At 66.5% G+C, this 17,508-nt stretch carries 15 protein-coding genes; 4 read left to right on the top strand and 11 right to left on the bottom strand.

The features are described from left to right. Positions 1 to 25 precede the first annotated feature (25 nt). The gene (locus QMF22_RS01430; RefSeq protein ID WP_283449621.1) at positions 26 to 1,600 is read right to left on the bottom strand and encodes a DUF4389 domain-containing protein; all 1,575 of its coding nucleotides are present in this window, start codon (positions 1,598 to 1,600) and stop codon (positions 26 to 28) included. Between the two features lie 83 nt (positions 1,601 to 1,683). Between QMF22_RS01430 and QMF22_RS01425 the strand changes: the two genes are divergently transcribed. After that, positions 1,684 to 2,211, top strand: a complete 528-nt coding sequence (locus QMF22_RS01425) for a cupin domain-containing protein (RefSeq protein ID WP_283449620.1) — start codon at positions 1,684 to 1,686, stop codon at positions 2,209 to 2,211. 89 nt (positions 2,212 to 2,300) lie between these two features. Here the strand turns inward: QMF22_RS01425 and QMF22_RS01420 are convergent, their stop codons facing one another. After that, a complete protein-coding gene (locus QMF22_RS01420; RefSeq protein ID WP_283449618.1) occupies positions 2,301 to 4,124 on the bottom strand; it encodes an ABC transporter ATP-binding protein in 1,824 nt (607 codons plus the stop codon). After that, complete coding sequence (locus QMF22_RS01415; protein ID WP_283449616.1) at positions 4,121 to 5,983, bottom strand: ABC transporter ATP-binding protein; 1,863 nt, start codon at positions 5,981 to 5,983, stop codon at positions 4,121 to 4,123. Before QMF22_RS01415 ends, QMF22_RS01420 begins: the two co-directional genes overlap by 4 nt. A 534-nt stretch (positions 5,984 to 6,517) precedes the next feature. On the opposite strand from QMF22_RS01415, the gene QMF22_RS01410 reads away from it, so the two are divergent. Beyond that, complete coding sequence (locus QMF22_RS01410) at positions 6,518 to 7,207, top strand: DedA family protein (protein ID WP_283449614.1); 690 nt, start codon at positions 6,518 to 6,520, stop codon at positions 7,205 to 7,207. Positions 7,208 to 7,335: 128 nt separating this feature from the next. On the opposite strand, the gene QMF22_RS01405 is transcribed toward QMF22_RS01410, so the two are convergent. From QMF22_RS01405 to sucC, 6 genes are all read right to left on the bottom strand, one after another. After that, positions 7,336 to 8,412 (bottom strand): Glu/Leu/Phe/Val dehydrogenase dimerization domain-containing protein, encoded by a 1,077-nt coding sequence (locus QMF22_RS01405; RefSeq protein ID WP_283449612.1) that lies wholly within the window; start codon positions 8,410 to 8,412, stop codon positions 7,336 to 7,338. A gap of 137 nt (positions 8,413 to 8,549) precedes the next feature. Then, positions 8,550 to 10,217, bottom strand: coding sequence for a bifunctional phosphoribosylaminoimidazolecarboxamide formyltransferase/IMP cyclohydrolase (gene purH, locus QMF22_RS01400; protein WP_283449609.1), 1,668 nt, complete (start codon positions 10,215 to 10,217; stop codon positions 8,550 to 8,552). Further along, positions 10,214 to 10,807 (bottom strand): phosphoribosylglycinamide formyltransferase, encoded by a 594-nt coding sequence (gene purN / locus QMF22_RS01395; protein ID WP_283450722.1) that lies wholly within the window; start codon positions 10,805 to 10,807, stop codon positions 10,214 to 10,216. Before purN ends, purH begins: the two co-directional genes overlap by 4 nt. 10 nt (positions 10,808 to 10,817) lie before the next feature. After that, positions 10,818 to 12,065 (bottom strand): cell division protein PerM, encoded by a 1,248-nt coding sequence (locus tag QMF22_RS01390; protein WP_283449607.1) that lies wholly within the window; start codon positions 12,063 to 12,065, stop codon positions 10,818 to 10,820. Positions 12,066 to 12,305: 240 nt separating this feature from the next. After that, positions 12,306 to 13,193 (bottom strand): succinate--CoA ligase subunit alpha, encoded by an 888-nt coding sequence (sucD, locus tag QMF22_RS01385; RefSeq protein WP_283449605.1) that lies wholly within the window; start codon positions 13,191 to 13,193, stop codon positions 12,306 to 12,308. Positions 13,194 to 13,206: 13 nt separating this feature from the next. Next, a complete protein-coding gene (gene sucC, locus QMF22_RS01380) occupies positions 13,207 to 14,376 on the bottom strand; it encodes an ADP-forming succinate--CoA ligase subunit beta (RefSeq protein WP_283449603.1) in 1,170 nt (389 codons plus the stop codon). Between the two features lie 252 nt (positions 14,377 to 14,628). Between sucC and QMF22_RS01375 the strand changes: the two genes are divergently transcribed. Both QMF22_RS01375 and QMF22_RS01370 read left to right on the top strand, forming a co-directional pair. Beyond that, complete coding sequence (locus QMF22_RS01375) at positions 14,629 to 15,339, top strand: VIT1/CCC1 transporter family protein (protein WP_283449601.1); 711 nt, start codon at positions 14,629 to 14,631, stop codon at positions 15,337 to 15,339. An 88-nt stretch (positions 15,340 to 15,427) separates the two neighbouring features. After that, on the top strand, positions 15,428 to 15,838 hold the full coding sequence (locus QMF22_RS01370; RefSeq protein WP_283449599.1) for a DUF3054 domain-containing protein: 411 nt from the start codon (positions 15,428 to 15,430) through the stop codon (positions 15,836 to 15,838). 164 nt (positions 15,839 to 16,002) lie between these two features. Here the strand turns inward: QMF22_RS01370 and QMF22_RS01365 are convergent, their stop codons facing one another. Both QMF22_RS01365 and QMF22_RS01360 read right to left on the bottom strand, forming a co-directional pair. Next, positions 16,003 to 16,647, bottom strand: a complete 645-nt coding sequence (locus QMF22_RS01365) for an NADPH-dependent F420 reductase (protein ID WP_283449597.1) — start codon at positions 16,645 to 16,647, stop codon at positions 16,003 to 16,005. 13 nt (positions 16,648 to 16,660) lie between these two features. Beyond that, entirely contained in the window at positions 16,661 to 17,503 is an 843-nt protein-coding gene (locus tag QMF22_RS01360) for an FAD:protein FMN transferase (protein WP_349357062.1), read from the bottom strand. Positions 17,504 to 17,508 lie beyond the last annotated feature (5 nt).

Genomic DNA, 17,508 nt, shown 5'->3' with positions numbered 1-17,508 from the left:
TTTGGGGTTCCCGCCGCAGATCGTTTTAGCGGTCCACTCCAGGGGCAGGCTCCGTCGGGCCCTGGTCCAACCGGAACGGCGGGTACTCATCGCGCAGCAGGGCCGTGTAGGTGATGACCCGGAATACCCAGCGGTTGACGCCCATGATGAAATTGAACAGCGGCCGCTGGTACCGGCCGGTGAACAGCAAAATGACTCCGGCCACGACGACGAGTACGCCGAGCAGCGACACCCCGTCGGTTCCGCCAACGCCGGTTCCGCCGTCTCCGCGCCACGGGTAGGCCCAGGTTGACCTGCCTCCCACGAGCACCGTGAGAAGCACGAGGTGCGGAATGGCCAGCAGCCAGCTCTTCACCAGCACGAGGCCGCGCGAGAGGCGCTCGGGATATTCCACGTCGAAGTCGGCTGGGTAGTCGGTACGGGCGAGAGTGAACGGCGGGTACCGGTCGGTGCCGAGCGCCGAATAGGCGTAGAACGACACCCGCCAGCTCCAGCGCAGCACGCCCACGTTGAAGTGGAAGATGGAGCGCGGGTACCGGCCGGTGAACAGAATGGCGAACGCAGCCACGACCGTCGTGACCAGGAACGCGAACCACAGGCCGGCAAGCAGTACGAAGTGCGGAATGGCCAGCAGCCATTTGATCAGCCAGAGCCCGCGCGAGAGCACGGGGTCGAGGTGGCCCGTCAGCATGGTCGGATACACCGGCTTCACCGGGTCGCCGGCAATCGAAACGGATGCCGGTGGCGTGCCCAGCGGCGGGGTGATCGGGCCGGTCGCATCCACTCGACCAAAAGCGGGCGGCTGCGGCACCGTGCCCGCGCCCCCGGGCTCACGCGGCTTCGGTGTGAGCTGTCGACCGAGGCCGATGGCGCCGGCCACAACGAGGAGCACACCGATCAGAAAGAGGATGCCGCCCCCGACCAGGAGTCCCACAGCGATCGGTCCGAGCAGATCGGTGTGCACGCCAGCGGAGAGGTTGACCGCGACTTTGGGGCTGCCGTCAGCGTTCATCACGACGACGGACCAGTCGCCGGCGGCGGGCTTCCAGATGATTTCCTGGGTGCCGGCGCCAGTGGCCGATTCGGTCCAGAAGGCTTGGTCCGTGGGAGCGGCCGCCGTCTCGGTGCCGGGAACGTTCCGATAGTCGACCCGGAACGGAGACGTCCGGACCTCACGCAGCTCGCTGTGGTTCACGTCGGCGAGGTAGGTATCGACGTCGGCGCGCGGCGCGATGCCGATGAAGACGTCCTGGTCGGTCGCCACATTGCTCGCCTCAAGGCGCAGCGTGGCAATGTCGAACCCGACGCCGGTCGGTATTCCGAGGTCCTTGCCAACGTCCAGGTTCGGCGAGGTGATCGCCGAGGAATCAACAGTGAAGGTCTCGGCCTGCGTGGTGAAGTAGCCGTCATCCCCCTGCGCGGCGGTGACGACGGCGAGCGTCGTACCCCCCGAGAGCATGCCGGCGCCGACCAGACCCAGCACGGTGCCGAGAATCAGCATGATGATCGGTCCGGGCCTGGCCCCTGACCGCGCCCGCGGTGGGGAGGTCGGCGGGGTTGCCGCTGGTGGGGTCTGCGGGGAGGGCGTGAAACTGCTCATCGTCTGGCAGCCTTTCTCGTGCGGTGCATGCCGATGGACCAAAGTTGCGCTACTAGCCTCCCGCACCTCTGGCGATCACACTAGTGACGAAAGACCCGTTTCGTCGAGCGGATGCCTCGGTCGATCGCCGGGCCCGACCGTCAGCGCAGGCCGCTGGCGAGGATGCCTGGGCCGTGCGGCCAAGCCGGCGCCACCTCCTGTGCAGGCAGGCGGCGCGGTGCTACCGTGCTGGCATGCAGAGCGATCCGGTCGTCACCAACCCCCAGTTCTACCGGGTGATTTTCGAGAACGAGCGGGTGCGGGTGCTCGAGTACCTCGACCGGCCCGGCGACGAGACCGTGCCGCATCGGCACCCCGACAGCGTCATGTTCACCCTGACCGCCTTCCAGCGGCGTCTGTCCAGCGGCGGCCGTTCCGTCGACGTCGACCTGCCGGAGGGCGTCGCGCGCTGGCTTTCCGCCCAAGAGCATTCCGGGTCCAACATCGGCGATACGGCCACGCACACCATTTTCGTCGAACTCAAGGAGCCTGCGCCCGTCCCGCTCCCCCCGGGCGGGACCGCCCCCCTCGGCCCTGACACCACCGAGCCCCGCGGCGCCCTGCCCGATTAGTGTCGGCGGCCTCGATCCACCCGTCGCGCGGGACTTGCGCCACTACGGGGGAGGCGCAACTCGCGCGCACTGGCGCAAGACCCGCGCGACTACACCAGAGAGTCGCGCCAGGCGGCGTGCATGGTCGCGAAGCGGCCGGTTCCCGAGATGAGGTCGTTCGGGGTGCCGTCTTCCACGATGTGCCCGTGTTCCATCACGAGCACCCGGTCGGCGATCGCAACCGTCGACAGGCGGTGCGCGATGATCACGGCAGTTCGATCGGCCAGCAACGTCTGCAGCGCCTCCTGCACCAGCCGTTCACTCGGAATGTCGAGCGACGACGTCGCCTCATCGAGGATGAGTACCGCCGGGTTGGCGAGAAAGGCACGCGCAAACGAGATCAGCTGGCGCTGACCGGCCGACACCCGCCCACCGCGCTTGTTCACGTCCGTGTCATACCCGTTCGGCAGGCTCTCGATGAAGTCGTGCGCACCGACGGCAGCAGCGGCGGCGCGTATCTCCTGCGCCGAGGCATCCGGTTTGCCGATCGCGATGTTCTCGGCGACCGAGCCGCTGAACAGGTACGCCTCCTGGGTGACCATGACGATCGCGCGGCGCAGGTCTTTGGGGTGCAGGTCGCGCAGGTCGACGTCGTCGAGCCGCACGCGGCCATCCGTCGGGTCGTAGAACCGACTCATGAGCTTGGCGAGGGTGGACTTTCCGGCGCCGGTCGACCCGACCAGGGCGATGGTCTGCCCGGCCGGAATGTCGAGGTCGAAGTGCGGCAGAATCTCGCGATCCGCCTGGTAGGCGAACTGCACGTTCTCGAAGCGCACGCGTCCGCGTGCCTCCCACAAGTCCACGGGGGCGACCGGGTCGGGCACGCCGGGTCGTTCCTCGAGCACGCCCGAGATCTTCTCGAGCGCCGCGGCGGCCGACTGGTAGGAGTTGTAGAACATGGCCATCTCCTCCATCGGATCGAAGAACCGGCGGGTGTAGAGAAGCGTCGCAAGCAGTGCGCCGATGGCGAGCTGGCCGTCAGCCACCCGAAAACCACCGACCAGGAGCACGGCGGCGACCGTGACGTTGCCGATGAGAACCAGTCCAGGGTCGAAGACTCCGAACAGTTGGATCACGCGGGCGTTGACCAGCCGGTAGCTCTCGACGAGCTTGCCGAACACCGTCTCGTTGTGCTTCTCGGTGCGAAACGCCTTGACGGCGCGGATGCCGGTCATGGTTTCGACGAAGCGCACGATCAGGCTCGCCGACGCGACCCGCGACTGCCGGAACAGGCTCTGCGAGCGCACCTGGAACCAGCGGGTGAGAATGACCAGCGGCAACAAGGCACACAGCAGTACGAGGCCGCTCGTGCCGTCGAGCAGCACCAGGGCGATCGCGGTGAACGACATATACAGGATGCCCTGCACCAGCTGGTTGATCCCCGAGTCGAGCAGCTCCCGAATGGCATCGAGGTCGCTGGTCTGGCGCGAGATGATGCGTCCAGAGGTGTACGACTCGTGAAATTCGAGGCTCAGCTTCTGGGTGTGCAAAAACACGCGCTTGCGCAGGTCGATCAGCACGGCCTGGCTCACCCGGGCGCTCAGAACGGTGTACCAGGCGATCAGCAGCGCGCCGAGCACCCCGGCAACCAGGTAGATCCCGCCGGTCGCGGCCAGCGGCATCCAGTCCTGCTTCAGCAGCGCCGGTAATCCGCGGTCGATGCCGAAGGCGATCAGGGCCGGGCCGGCCACCTGCGCGGCGGTCGAGACGACCACCACGAGCATGGCCAGCACCACCTTGCCGCGCACCGGCAGCAGCAGCGAACCGAGCAGCCGCAGCGAACGGGCCCGAATCTGCTTGCTTTCGGCCTTGGTGAAGTCGTGGCGTTCCTCGCCGCTTACTCCTTCAACGCTTGAATTGGCGGTGACGCTCACAGTACTTCCTCCGCTCGGATCGATTCTCTTCGTTCTTCGTCTTCCAGACTGGAGATGACGAAGGTGTAGTGCGGGCTGGTGCGAAGCAGTTCGGAGTGCGTACCGACCGCCGTGATGCGACCGTCTTCGAGCAGCGCCACCCGGTCGGCGAGCATGACCGTCGACGGGCGGTGCGCCACGATGAGGGCAGTTGTGTCGACGAGCACCTCGCGCAGCGCGTTCTCCACGAGCGATTCGGTGTTCACATCAAGCGCCGACAGCGGATCATCCAAAATCAAAACGGATGGCCGCGCCGCGACGGCGCGCGCCAGGGCGAGGCGCTGCCGTTGCCCGCCGGACAGGCTCATGCCCTCCTCGCCGACGAGGGTGTCGACGCCGAGCGGCAGGTCGTGCACAAAGCCGGCCTGGGCGATCTGCAGGGCCTGCGCGAGCGCGGCGTCCGCTTCGGGGCTGTTCTCGGCAAGTTCAGCGCGCCCGAGCAGCACGTTGTCGCGAACGGAAGCGGAGAACAGCGTGGCGTCCTCGAAGGCCATCGCCAAGTGGCGGCGCAGCTCCTCACGGCTGAGCGCGCGCACGTCGACACCGTCGAGCGTGACCGAACCGGCGGTCACGTCGTACAGTCGGGTGGTCAGGGCCGTCAACGTGCTCTTGCCCGAGCCGGTGAGTCCGACCAGCGCCATGGTCTCCCCCGGTTCGAGCACGAGGTCGATGCCGTCGAGCAGGTCGGGAAAACGCTCCGGCGAGTCCGGGTAGCGAAAGTGCACGTTGTCGAACGCGAGACGGCCGAGCGGTGCGGCCAGGGTTGCCGGGTCAGCGGGGTCGGTGATCTCGTTCGGGGTGTCGAGAATGTCGAAGAACCGGTCGGTCGCGGTGCGCGCGTCGAAGGTCATCGACAGCAGAAACCCGATCGATTCCACCGGAAACCGCAGCACCGTGGCCGTGGCGAAGAACGCCAACAGCTCGCCGCCGCTCAGGGCGCCCTGGCTGGTGAGCCAGACGCCGACCACGAGGCAGAGCGCGAACGCAACATCGGGAACGAGCAGCAGCCAGAGCCAGATGCCGGCAATGGCGCGGGCCTTCTCGATCTCGGTGCCGCGCAGGCTTTCCGCCTGTGAGGAGAAGTTCTTGAGCGCAAACGACCCGCGTCCGAAGGCCTTGAGCACGCGAATGCCGTGCACCGACTCCTCGACGGCGGTCGCGAGGTCACCAGCCTGGTCCTGGCTGCGCCGGGCGATCACCGAGTACTTCTCCTCGAAGACGTAGCCGTAGATCCAGATTGGAATCGAGCAGACCACGAAGATCACGCCAAGCAGCCAGTGCATCCACAGCAGGATGACGACGCCGACGACGATGGTGAGAAAGTTGACGACGAGCAGCACGAGCCCGAACGACACCCAGCGGCGAATCAGGTTGAGGTCGCTCACGGCGCGCGAGAGCAGCTGGCCGCTCGGCCAGCGGTCGTGGAAGCTCACCGGAAGGTCCTGCAGCCGGGCGTAGAGGTGATTGCGCATGCGCGCCTCGATGTGGGTGCCGGGAGTGAGCACGAACCAGCGGCGCAGGGCGATCATGATCGCCTCGACCACGCCAAGGGCGAACACGATCCACACGGCCGGCCAGATCTGTGAGGCGCTGTCGCCGGAGCCGACGTTGCTGAGCGGGCCGTCGACCAGCCAGGCCAGTACCTGAGGGATGGCCAGGGCCACCAGACCGGCCAGCAGCGCGGCAACCATGCCGAGGTAGATGCGTGGCAGCGCCGGTTTGGCATAGGGGTAGAGCCGTTGCAGGCTGCGAAAGGTGTTTCTGCGCGCGGCCGCGTCGTTGGTGGGAGGCGGCGGTGCCGGTGGTGCAGTGGTGGTCATGGTCCAGTCCTGATTGTGGTGCGGGGTGCGCGTGAAGCGGATGTTTGTGGTCACCAGACCGCGTGGTCGCGATCCGAGACGCTCGCGCAGTACGGCGCTGGCGGTCGGCGATACTCGGTATCGAGCGGTGGATGCGCGCGTACAGAACGCGCAGGCAGCGAACTGCCGGGCTGAACGGGCTCGTTGTGACGGGGGTGAGGCGCGGCTAGCCGACGAAACGCACGGCGGCGGCGGACCCAGCGGAGACGCCAAAGTGTGCGCCGTCGGTCGCAATCGCTGCGAGCGTGATCGGTGCTGTCTTTGTCATGTCTGCCTCCTGGGCGCCTCAAGAATGTGTCTCACATGCCCCCGGATCAGGCAGCCTTTCAGAATATGGCGAAACGGGGGCAGAACGCAAGTATTTTCTGAGGGGGGAGCATCCGCCGGGCGAAACGACCACTCGGCATTTCTCAGCCAGAGGTCACGTAGTCTGGGTTCTGCGCCTCCTCTCGGCATGGCCATGCCCCGCGCGCTCGCCCGTTGGAAGGATTCTTCATGCTGCCCACCCTGTTCGGAATCGATTTTCTCGACTCTGAGTGGCTGATCCACTCCTTTGGATCGTTCGTGCTACTGGGCGTCGCCGCTGTCGTGTTCATCGAGACCGGTTTCATCGTTTTGTCATTCCTGCCGGGTGATTCCCTGTTGTTCACCGTTGGCCTGCTCACCGCGACCGGTGTGGTTCCGCTGCCGATCTGGGTGACCTGCCTGGTAGTCTTCATGGCCGCTTTCGCGGGTGACCAGCTCGCCTACGTCATCGGCCGAAAAGCCGGCCCCGCGGTGTTCTCGCGGGAGAAGAACCGCTTCTTCAACCCGAAGAACGTCGAACGCACCAACGCCTTCTTCGCCAAGCACGGCGGTAAATCCATCATTTTGGCCCGTTTTCTGCCGATCTTTCGGGCCTTCGTGCCCGTTGCCGCCGGCGTCGGCAAGATGCGCTACCGCAGCTTCGTGACCTACAACGCCATTGGCGCCTTCGCCTGGGGAGTCGGACTCACCCTGGTCGGGTTCTTCCTCGGTCAGATCGCCTTCGTCGAGAAGTATTCCGAGTTCTTCATCATCGGCATCATCTTGCTCTCCGGAATCCCCATCCTCACCGAACTGGGCAAGGCCGCACGCACGACTCTCCAGGAGCGCCGTGCGGCCTCCCGCGTCGTTCCGACTATCCCGGCCGACCTGCGCGAGTAGGGCCAGCCCCCCCCCCCCCCGCCCGTCGCTGCGCCCGGAACGGGCATGATCTGACCGAACCACCGAAACCACGAGGCCACGAGGCCACGAGGCCACGAGGCCACGAGGCCACGAGGCCACGACCCGGGCTACCGGGCGGCGTCGAGGCGGGTCGCAGCGAGAAGCTCGGCGGCCGCGAGGGTCGTGATCTCGCTCGCGCGGGCATCCGAGAAAATCTGGGTCAGCACGGAGCCGATGCCCGCGACGCGCGCGGTAATCTGCGCGAGGTCAGCGTTCGGTTCGCTCGCCATGGCGAGGTAGACCACGCCGCCGGCGTTGACGACGAAATCCGGTGCCCAGAGGATGCCCCTCGCGTCCAGCTGGGCAGCCCCAGCCGGTGCCGCAAGCTGGTTGTTGGCGGCGCCGCAGACTCCGAGCACGTTCAGCTCCGCGATGACGGATGCGCTCAGCACACCGCCGAGGCCGCACGGCACGAACAGGTCGGCGTGTACCCGGTGGGCGTCGGCGACGGACACCCAGCTGGCGCCGAGCTCGTCAGCGAGGGCGCGCTTGTCGGGGTTGATGTCGGTGACGGTGAGGGTGGCGCCGGCCGCGGCGAGTGCGCGGGCGAGGCGTCCGCCGACCTGCCCCAGGCCGGAGATCACCAGGTGGCGGCCCCGCACCTCGCGGCTGCCGAACAGGGCTTCCAGAGTGGATTCGATGCTCGCATACACGCCGGCCGCGGTGGCATCCGCTGGTTCGCCGACTCCGCCGCTCGCGGCGGGCAGTCCGCACACGTGGCTCGTGCGTTCGGCGACGATGGCCATGAGTTCAGCGCTCGTTCCCACGTCTTCGGCGGTCATATAGGCACCGTTCAGGCTTTCGATGGCGTCGCCGAGGTCGAGCATGGCCAGGCGCTTCTGGGCGTCGGTGAGCACGGTTCCGAGCGGCAGGTAGATTACGGATTTGCCGCCGCCGAGGTTCAGGCCGGCGGCCGCGTTCTTGAGGGTCATGGCGGCGGAGAGCCGCAGGGCGTCGGCGACTGCGTCGGTCCAGCTCGCGTACTGCCAGAGGCGGGCGCCGCCGAGGGCCTGGCCGAGGCGGGTGGAATGAACGGCCACCGTGATCAACAATCCGGAGCGTTCCCCGGTCGTGATCAGTACTTTCTCGTGGGACAACGTTGTCTGCGCGAGGGAGTCGAGTGCGGCTGGGTGCGTGAGGGTCATGGAAACTCCGTTGTGTCGGGCCTTGTGAGCCGAGTGCGGCGGCGCCGGTGTGTGGCACCGCCTCGAACAGGATAACCGGAGTGGGTACGCAAAAAGCACCCCTATCCAACATCGGGGGTGCTTTTCGGCGTGTGAACCTAGTGGAAGAAGTGGCGCTCTCCGGTGAAGTACATCGAGACACCAGCGGCGGCGGCCGCGGCGATGACCTCGGGGTCGCGCACCGATCCCCCGGGCTGTACGACGGCCGCGATGCCGGCCTCGAGCAGGACTTCGAGCCCGTCTGCGAAGGGGAAGAACGCGTCCGATGCGGCGACCGATCCTTCGGCACGTTCGCCGGCCCGGCTGACAGCGAGATGACAGGAGTCAACCCGGTTGACCTGTCCCATTCCCACTCCAACGGATGCCCCGGCGTGAGCCAGCAGAATCGCGTTCGACTTCACGGAACGGCACGACTTCCAGGCGAATTCGAGGTCGGCGCGGGTGGCGGCATCCACTTCGGGGCCGGCTACCAGGGTCCAGCCGTCCGAGCTGAAGCCTTCGAAGCTGTCGGTCTCCTGCACGAGCAGGCCGCCGGTGATCTGGTGCAGTTCGAGCGAGGAACGCTCGTAGTCAGCCGGCAGTTCGAGCAGGCGAATGTTCTTCTTCTTGGTGAGCAGTTCCACCGCGGCCGGCTCGAAACCGGGGGCGACGAGCACCTCGGTGAAGATCTCGCTGATGGTTTCGGCCATGCCGAGCGTGACGACGCGGTTCGCGGCGATCACGCCGCCGAACGCCGAGATCGGGTCGCAGGCGTGGGCGCGCAGGTGCGCGGAGGCGATGGCATCCGGTGCGTTGGGCTTGGCGATGGCGATGCCGCACGGGTTGGCGTGCTTGACGATGGCGACGGCCGGCTCACTGAAGTCGAAGGCGGCGCGCACCGCGGCATCCGCGTCGACGTAGTTGTTGTACGACATTTCCTTGCCGTGCAGCTGCCTGGCCTGGGCGATGCCCCGGCCGCCTTCGCCGACGTAGAGCGCCGCAGCCTGGTGCGAGTTCTCGCCGTAGCGCAGGATGGCGTCGCGGGTGACCTCGATGCCGAGGCCCGCGGGGAAGGTGGATTCCTCTTCGTCGTCGTCATCGATGGTCGAGAACGTGACGTCTTCGCCGAGCGCCTCGGTGTCGTCCTGCCACTGGTCGTAGACGTTCTCGGTGAACCAGGCCGAGACGCTCAGGTCGTAGTCGGCGGTGTGTTCGAAGGCGAGCGAGGCGAGCTTCTGGCGCAGTTTCAGCGTCGAGCCGCCTGCGGCGACGGCTGAGATGATCTCGCCGTAGTTGGCCGGGTCGACGACGATGGCCACGTTCGCGTGGTTTTTAGCGGATGCCCGCACCAACGCCGGCCCGCCGATGTCGATCTGTTCGATCACATCGGCCGGCTCTGCCCCGCTCTCGACGGTCTCGACGAAGGGGTACAGGTTGACGACGACGAGCTGGAACGCCTTGATGCCGAGCTCTGTGAGCTGAGCTTCGTGCGTTTCGAGCCGCAGATCGGCGAGGATACCGGCGTGCACGCCGGGGTGCAGGGTCTTGACCCGGCCGTCGAGGGACTCCGGAAAGCCGGTGACCGCCGCGACGTCGGTTACGTCGTAGCCGGCGGCGCGGATGGTGGCCGCAGTCGAACCGGTGGAGACGATTTCGACGCCATCCGCGTTCAGGGCTGCGGCGAGCTCGAGCAGGCCGGTCTTGTCGCTCACGGAGATGAGTGCGCGCTCGATCACGATCTGGTCCCGGTTACGGTACGAGCTGGGCGCGTTGGTGTGTCCACTCATGCGTTGGAGTTCTCCTTGAGGTTCATGTGTCCGTTGGCGATGTCGAGGACGGCCTGGATGAGCAGGCGACGTTCGACGATCTTGATGCGATTCTGCAGGGAAGTTTCGGTATCGCCGGGCAGCACGTCGACGCGTTCCTGTACCAGGATGGGGCCCTCGTCGACACCGTTGTCGACCACGATGATGCTCGCACCGGTCTGTACGGCCCCGGCAGCGAGGGCGTCACGCACGGCGTGTGCGCCCGGAAATTCGGGAAGGTAAGCCGGATGGGTGTTGATCAGGTTCGGCGACAGCGCGGCGACCACGCGCGGCGGCATCAGGCGCATCATGCCGCTGAGCACGACCAGGTCGGGCTGCCATTGCTGAATTTGCGAGAGAAGTTCGTCGCCCCAGGCGGCGCGGTCGGGAAACGACGAGAAGGGAACGGAGAAGGCCGGGATACCGAATTCGACACCGAGTTCGAGGCCGTCGGCGTCACGGTCGGCGCCGATGGCCACGACTCTGGCGGGAAACTCGGCGTCTTCTGACGCCTCCAGCAGGGCTCGCAGATTGGATCCTCCGCCGGAAATCAAGACGACAATAGACAGCACGGTCTTGAGCTTACCGTTTGGCGGCACGCACCGAGGGGAGCCGAACACGGCCGGCCAGCATACCGAGGGCCGCTGCAACGCCGATTTCGGCTGCCGCGAGGGCGCCGACGAGCAGCGGATTTGGCCCGACCAGGGTGAGGCGACCGGGGCCTATGGCGCCCGCCGACCACCAGGCCAGCAGACCGAGGAGCGCCCCACCGACAACGCCCATGCCGAGTCCGGTGAGCATGTGCTCGAGGATGGTGCGCTCTGGCGCTCCCCGACGGTCAAGAAATTGCCGGGTCACGACGGCGAGGATAAAGCCCAGGAGCACGGGCACTAGCAGCCCGAGAAAGCCGTAGGCCGGGGTGCCCTGCGGCAGCGCACCGAACAGCGGCAGGCCGGGGAGGGTGCCAACCACTGTGCCGATCGGCGAGACGGTGGTGCCGACGCCGAGCGCGATGCCGGGACCGACGAACCAGGCGGCGGCCCAGATCACGAGGTTGGGAATGAGGGCGAGCTGGGCCAGCGTGATGGTGGCACCGCCGAAAACGCCGGCCTGCACCGCCTCGTAGAGCCCGATGATGGTGGCGTAGTTGAGGGCGATGAGCACGGTCACGGCCACGGCCGACACGATGAGCACGCCGGCGGCGGCCGCAGTTCCGCCGCGCAGGGCGCCCTCGATGACGGTGCGAGTGGTTTGCGGCATGCGCTGGTACCACGAACGGATGCCGCGGCTCACGCGGTCCAGACCTTCCACGACCCCCGCAGTCTTGCGCCGCCCCAGTTCGGCCCCCACCAGAACTCCGGCGGCATAGACGAGCGTCGGCAGCAGAAGCCCCTGCAGTTGGTTGGGTGCAACCGTTTTCGACACGGCGGACAGGGTCACGAGCGCGGCCAGAATGGCATACGTGCCGACGGCCACGCCGACGCCGGTCCAGCGGTGCGGGGTTTCGGCCGCTCGCCGACCGGTGTGCACGCCCATGAGCACGCTCAGCATGGCGAAACCAAGCGGCACGACCGAGATGAGGAAGGGAGTGTCGGCTCCGGCCAGGCCGAGGGCTGCGGCCACATCGGGGCCGAGCTGCACCGTGAGGTCGACGCCGTTGCCGAGCAGCCAGATATCGGCGGCCGCCCGCCAGAACACGAACCATTCCACCGACAGGCCGAAATGGGCGGCCCAGAGTACGGTGAGCGGCACCATGGCAATGCCGATGCCAATGGCGACAACAAGTAGAGCCTCGAGAGCGGCGAGCAGGGCTGTCGTTATGCGGTTCATCCGTTGCGAGCCTATATCGCCCGGCCGACTATGCTCACCAGCACGCGCCCACGCTGAGCTTTTGCCCCGGCCTCCGTTCATAACGGCGGATATTCTGCCGTCGCGGCTCGGGCGCGCGCGGACCGCAGCGTCGTCACGCGGCCCGCCTCGGTCATCCGCTGAAATATCCGCAGATTGGAACGCCACGCGCGCAAAAAAAGGGCCCGCCGACGTTTCGGCGAGCCCCTTCCGGCGAGCGAATTACAGTGCGGCGAGTGCCTCGCGCAGCAGGGTCGCAGCCTCGCTCGGCGTCTTGCCGACCTTGACTCCAGCGGCCTCGAGGGCCTCCTTCTTGCCCTGGGCGGTTCCGGCTCCGTCTGAGACGATGGCGCCGGCGTGGCCCATGGTCTTACCCTCGGGGGCGGTGAAACCGGCCACGTAGCCGATGACCGGCTTCGTGACGTGTGCCTTGATGTACTCGGCGGCCTTCTCTTCAGCGTCGCCGCCAATTTCGCCGATCATGACGATGGCGAGCGTCTCCGGGTCGTTCTCGAAGGCTTCCAGTGCATCGATGTGCGTGGTCCCGATGATGGGGTCGCCACCGATGCCGATCGCGGTCGAGAAGCCCAGGTCGCGCAGTTCGTACATCATCTGGTAGGTCAGGGTGCCCGACTTGGAGACGAGTCCGACCGGGCCCTTGACGGTGATGTTGGCCGGTGTGATGCCGACGAGTGCTTCACCGGGCGTGATGATGCCGGGGCAGTTCGGACCGATGATGCGGGTCTTGTTGCCCTTTTTGATGGCGTAGGCCCAGAACTCGGCCGAGTCCTGCACCGGAACACCCTCGGTGATGATGACGAGCAGCGGAATCTCGGCGTCGATCGCTTCGATGACGGCGTCCTTGGTGAATACCGGAGGAACGAAGATGATCGACACGTCGGCGCCGGTCTTGGCGACGGCCTCGGCGACCGTGCCGAAGACGGGCAGTTCGACGTCTCCGTGCACGACAGTGGTGCCGGCCTTGCGGGCGTTGACGCCACCGACGACCTGGGTACCGGCCTTGAGCATGAGGGCGGTGTGCTTGGTGCCCTCACCTCCGGTGATGCCCTGAACGATGACCTTGGAGTCTTTGTTGAGGAAGATTGACATGCTTGGTTGTCCCTTACTTCGCTGCGTGGGCGAGTTCGGCAGCCTTGGCGGCGCCCTCGTCCATGGTGGCGGCCAGTGTTACGAGCGGGTGGTTCGCCTCGGCGAGGATGCGACGACCCTCCTGGACGTTGTTGCCGTCGAGGCGTACCACGAGCGGCTTGTTGGCGCTCGAACCGAGCTCGGCGAGCGCGCCCACGATGCCCTTGGCGACGGCGTCACACGCGGTGATGCCTCCGAAGACGTTGACGAACACGCTCTTGACCTGCGGGTCACCAAGGATGACGTCGAGGCCGGCGGCCATGACCTCAGCGGATGCTCCGCCCCCGATGTCGAGGAAGTTGGCCGGCTTGACGCTGCCGAAGTTCTCGCCGGCGTAGGCGACGACGTCGAGGGTACTCATGACGAGTCCAGCGCCGTTGCCGATGATGCCGACTTCACCGTCAAGCTTCACGTAGTTGAGGCCGGCAGCCTTGGCCTTGGCTTCAAGCGGGTCAGCCGCGGCGGCGTCCTCGAGGAGGGCGTGCTTGGGGTGACGGAAGTCGGCGTTCTCGTCGATCGTGACCTTGCCGTCGAGCGCGATGATGTCGCCCTCTTCGGTGAGGACGAGCGGGTTGACCTCGACCAGGGTCGCGTCTTCACCCTTGAACACGTCATAGAGCTTGACGAAGACCGGGGCGACCTTGTCGACGAGCTCGGCCGGGAACTTGGCGTCGATCGCGATCTGCTTGGCGACAGCCAGGTCGATGCCGACCATCGGGTCGACGGCCGTATAGGCGAGCGCTTCGGGCTTCTCGACAGCGAGAACTTCGATCTCCACACCACCCTCGTAGCTGGCGAGCGACAGGTAGGAGCGGTTGGACCGGTCCAGCAGCACGGAGAAGTAGAACTCCTGCTTGATGCGGGCGCCTCCCGCCACCATGACGCGGTGAACGGTGTGGCCCTTGATGTCGAGGCCCAGGATGTCGCGACCAGCGGCCTCGGCGTCATCCGGAGTCTTGGCTACCTTGACGCCGCCGGCCTTGCCGCGGCCGCCAACCTTGACCTGTGCCTTGACTACGACAACGCCACCGAGCTTCTCGGCCGCTGCACGTACTTCGGCGGGGGTGTCCGCGATGATGCCCGGCAGAACCGGCACACCATATTCCTCAAAGAGGTCTCTCGCTTGGTACTCGTAAAGATCCACGCTGCTCTTCCAATCCGCGTCTTGGCGATCACACCGCCGGTGAAGATATATGAGGTTGTTGGTAACAGCAGTCCAGCCGCAAATTAGCTCGACATCAAGACATACTGGCCCTTGGAAACTCTATCGCGTGAATTGAACGTCACAGCGCACACAATGGGTGCCCGAAACGGCGCTGTGCCGCCACAAAATGCCAGTGCGAAGGCTAGCCACACCTTGCTGGACGACGCCGCCACCGAGTGCTTATCTAGTGCTATGACTGATCTTGCTCAAGCGGTGGAACCGCACGCCGCCGGGCTCGCCTCCCGGCTGAACTGGCTGCGCGCCGGTGTTCTGGGCGCGAATGACGGCATCGTCTCCGTCGCCGCCCTCGTCGTCGGAGTCGCCGCCGCGACCACCGATTCCAATGTGATTCTCATCGCCGGTGTCGCGAGCCTTCTCGCTGGCGCGATTTCGATGGCCCTCGGCGAGTATGTGTCGGTGAGCAGCCAGCGCGACTCCGAACGCGCCCTCATCGCCAAAGAAACCTGGGAACTCGAGAACGAGCCCGAAGAGGAACTCGCCGAACTGGCCGGATTCTACGAGGCCAAGGGCCTCTCCAGCCAGACCGCCCAACAGGTGGCAATCGAGCTCACCAAGCATGACGCCCTCGCGGCGCACCTCGAAGTTGAGCTGCACATCACCGAGCAGGACGTGTCGAATCCCTGGCACGCGGCCTACGCATCCGCTATCGCATTCACCGTCGGCGCAGCGCTCCCCCTGCTCGCCGTGCTGCTACCCCCGGCCGAGTGGCGCATCGGCGCTACCTTCTTCGCCGTGCTGGTGGCCCTCGTCATCACCGGCTGGCTCAGCGCCCACCTCGGCAACAGCCCCAAGCCGCGCGCCATCGCTCGCATTGTTATCGGCGGCATTCTCGCCCTCGCAGTCACCTACGTCATCGGCGCGCTGATCGGCGGCGGCGTCTAGTCGAGCGGTTGAGGCCGGCTGCTTGAAGCCGGCTGCGGCTCACAGGCAACTCCGGGTTACGCCCTGATCGCGTGGATAGGCTGAAAATATGGCATCACTGCACATCGGAGCTGGCCCCATTCCCCGATCATCAATCCGCACCGCCGGCATTCTCGACGCGGTCCTCGTGCTGGCCTTCGCTGCGATCGGCCGCCTCAGCCACGGCGAAAGCCTGGCCGGCATCGGCGTGACCTACTGGCCATTCCTCGGCAGCCTGATCATCGGCTGGCTGGTGCTGCGTGCCTGGCGTCACCCGCGCACGATCGTCTGGACCGGCCTCGGTATCTGGATCGCCACCGTGGCTGGCGGCCTGCTGCTGCGCCTGGCCAGCGGCCAGGGAGTGCAGCTCAGTTTCGCGATCGTCACGACCATCGTGCTCGGCGTGTTCCTGCTCGGCTGGCGTGCCATCGGCGCGCTCGTGCAGCGCGTCTCTCGCCAGCGGATGCCCACCCCCGCCTAGTCTGTCGACCGCAACGGTTCTAGCCGGCGGCGATTTGCGTCAAAGAGCAGGCAGGCGCCGAACAGCCCGGTGGCCCGGGCGGGCGGTGCCGGGCGCAGGTGTGCTCCCCGGGCTTACGTGTGACCATGCGCCGAGCGAGCCAACCTGCGCCTCGCTGCTACTGCCTAGGCGAGCACCTTGAGGCCAGTGTTCCAGTTGTACGAGGCGTGTGCCGGGTTGACCTGCAGGGTCATGATGAGCAGCAGGAAGCCCTCGAGCTCGCGGGCGCGACGCAGCGGTCCGACATCGATCGGGTGGAGTCCGGCGTCGGTGACGAACGACTCCACGGCGGCTTTGGCCGTGTCGGAGTCACTCGCGACGAACACATCGAGCTGCTGGCCGCCGACTGATCCGGTGACGAGCTTGCCGGCGAAGGTCGTGTTGAACGCCTTGACGATGTTGACGCCGTGGGCGGCGAGCTTGGCGAGCTCTTCGGCCGCTGACGTTCCGGGGGCAACGATGAGCGAGTCGAAGGTCGTGAAGTCGACCGGGTTGGTGATGTCGATCACGGTCTTGCCGGCGAGGGCCGCGCCATAGCCGGTCACGAGGGCGCGGGCCGCGTCGTAGGGAACGGCGAGCACAACGATGTCGCCATCGACGGCAGCGAAGTCGACCGGACCGCTGGTCACGGATGCCCCGAGCTCGGCAGCAAGCGCCACCGCCTTGGGCAGGTCCTGACCGAGAATCTGCACGCTGCGGCCGGCCGCCACTGCACGGGTGTCGATGCCGCGAGCCATGTTGCCGCTGCCGATGATAACGATGTCCGTCATGGGAATTCTCTTTCTATTCGGCCCGGCGCAGCCCCGGCGTCGCGAGTAACTGGCCGTCACGCAATACGGCGAGGACATCGATGGCGAAGCGCTCGGTCATCTCGTTCAGCGTCGCCTCGCCGCCGGCCACGATCGCCGTCGCGAGCACGTCGGCGGTGACGATATCGGCGGCAAAAACGCTCACTTGGCGAAACGGGGACGGCTCGCCGTTCAGCGCCGTCCAGATGTGCTCGCCACGTTCGGCGCTTCCCGAGGTGGCCACAGCTCGAAGCGGATGCCGTAGCGGCGCGCTCGCAATCACCGCGCCACGATCGAATGGATCGACGATCGCCACGACCCATTCGGGGAGCTCGGTCACCGCGGCCGGCGCCGCCACTCGATGCCCGGCCGGCATCGCACTGTCGGCGGACTCCCACACCTCAAATCGATCGCCCGGCTGACCGCTGACCAGCACGTCACCGCCCGCGTTGATCGACCAGTCGGCGACGCCGCTCGCGGTCAGGGCAGCCCCGGCTTCGACGATGGCGAGCGCCTTGACCACCCCGGAAAGGTCGATCACGCCATCCGCACGATGCGGCGTGAACACGCCCCGGGTACGATCCCGCCAGTCCAGAGCGACGGCGTAACAGCTTCGCAGCCTCTCACTCGCGTCGGTCAAACGGATGTCCCCGCGCGCAACCCGAGACAACTCCGAGTCGTCTCGGTAGAGGCTGAATTGCTGATCCCAGCGCTGAAAGACCGTCTCGACCAGGTCAACAGCTCCGGCGTCGGCAGCGGAATCGCCGAGTCGCATACTCACGACCGTGCCCATGGTTGCGAAGGTGAGCGCGGGCATCCGCTCGAAATTGCGGTGCACAGTCG

The sequence above is a fragment of the Cryobacterium sp. PH31-L1 genome (assembly GCF_030063145.1).
GTDB lineage: Bacteria > Actinomycetota > Actinomycetes > Actinomycetales > Microbacteriaceae > Cryobacterium.
This window is presented reverse-complemented; position numbering and strand designations above follow the sequence as displayed.

What these genes read in the sequence shown, in the direction of transcription:
- QMF22_RS01430 (WP_283449621.1), bottom strand. Translation starts at nt 1,600, where the DNA reads ATGAGCAGTTTCACGCCCTCCCCGCAGACCCCACCAGCGGCAACCCCG.
- QMF22_RS01415 (WP_283449616.1), bottom strand. Translation starts at nt 5,983, where the DNA reads ATGACCACCACTGCACCACCGGCACCGCCGCCTCCCACCAACGACGCG.
- QMF22_RS01410 (WP_283449614.1), top strand. Translation starts at nt 6,518, where the DNA reads ATGCTGCCCACCCTGTTCGGAATCGATTTTCTCGACTCTGAGTGGCTG.
- QMF22_RS01405 (WP_283449612.1), bottom strand. Translation starts at nt 8,412, where the DNA reads ATGACCCTCACGCACCCAGCCGCACTCGACTCCCTCGCGCAGACAACG.
- purH (WP_283449609.1), bottom strand. Translation starts at nt 10,217, where the DNA reads ATGAGTGGACACACCAACGCGCCCAGCTCGTACCGTAACCGGGACCAG.
- QMF22_RS01390 (WP_283449607.1), bottom strand. Translation starts at nt 12,065, where the DNA reads ATGAACCGCATAACGACAGCCCTGCTCGCCGCTCTCGAGGCTCTACTT.
- sucD (WP_283449605.1), bottom strand. Translation starts at nt 13,193, where the DNA reads ATGTCAATCTTCCTCAACAAAGACTCCAAGGTCATCGTTCAGGGCATC.
- QMF22_RS01375 (WP_283449601.1), top strand. Translation starts at nt 14,629, where the DNA reads ATGACTGATCTTGCTCAAGCGGTGGAACCGCACGCCGCCGGGCTCGCC.
- QMF22_RS01370 (WP_283449599.1), top strand. Translation starts at nt 15,428, where the DNA reads ATGGCATCACTGCACATCGGAGCTGGCCCCATTCCCCGATCATCAATC.
- QMF22_RS01365 (WP_283449597.1), bottom strand. Translation starts at nt 16,647, where the DNA reads ATGACGGACATCGTTATCATCGGCAGCGGCAACATGGCTCGCGGCATC.